Source organism: Staphylococcus sp. HMSC062H10, assembly GCF_001836945.1.
GTDB lineage: Bacteria > Bacillota > Bacilli > Staphylococcales > Staphylococcaceae > Staphylococcus > Staphylococcus aureus.
Genome location: NZ_KV830994.1, coordinates 43,376 through 43,613 on the forward strand (window position 1 = coordinate 43,376; position 238 = coordinate 43,613).

Below are 238 nucleotides of genomic sequence, written 5' to 3' on the forward strand. Positions count from 1 at the left end.
TATTATTTGTTTTGTTTTTTGCGACGACCGAATAACAATAGTGAACCTAATGCTGCGAATAATCCACCAAATAACGTCGCGTTATTTGAGCCGTTATTTTCACTACCTGTTTCTGGTAATGCTTTTGCTTTATTGTGATGGTCTTTAGTAGTACTCATTGGTTTAACAGGTGTATGTTTTCCTGTATCTGAATCTGAGTCGCTTTCTGAGTCTGAATCACTGTCTGAATCTGAGTCGC

Annotated in this window: 1 protein-coding gene; it reads right to left on the bottom strand. The window is 37.8% G+C overall.

Annotation, left to right across the window (positions count from 1 at the left end; genetic code table 11):
- Nucleotides 1-2: 2 nt before the first annotated feature.
- Nucleotides 3-238, bottom strand: a 236-nt coding sequence (locus HMPREF2658_RS11635) for an LPXTG cell wall anchor domain-containing protein (protein WP_124748263.1), incomplete at its 5' end; no start/stop codon positions are given.